This is a genomic window from Pollutimonas rozaliensis (assembly GCF_048751585.1).
Lineage (GTDB): Bacteria > Pseudomonadota > Gammaproteobacteria > Burkholderiales > Burkholderiaceae_B.
This window is the reverse complement of the sequence record NZ_JAZHOB010000058.1, coordinates 1-280: the sequence shown is the minus strand read 5'-3', so window position 1 is coordinate 280 and position 280 is coordinate 1. Positions and strand designations below refer to the sequence as shown.

Below are 280 nucleotides of genomic sequence, written 5' to 3'. Positions count from 1 at the left end.
CTCGATTATAAACTGCGTAAACAGATGCAAATCGAGCTGAAGCAACTCCAACGTCAACTGGGCATTACCTTCATCTTCGTGACTCACGATCAAGAAGAAGCTTTATCCATGTCGGATCGAATCATTGTTATGCGCGATGGATGCATCGAGCAAGATGGTTCACCACGTGAAATTTATGAAGAGCCCAAAAACCTATTTGTTGCCCGATTTATCGGTGAGATCAACGTATTTAATGCCGTCACTCAAGATCGTATCGATGATAAGTGTATTAACGTACAGA

The 280-nt window shown here is 42.1% G+C and carries 1 pseudogene; it reads left to right on the top strand.

Going from position 1 to position 280, the window contains the following annotated elements:
- Positions 1–24: 24 nt before the first annotated feature.
- Positions 25–280 (top strand): annotated as a pseudogene (locus tag V0R37_RS21950) (spermidine/putrescine ABC transporter ATP-binding protein); the annotation flags it as partial.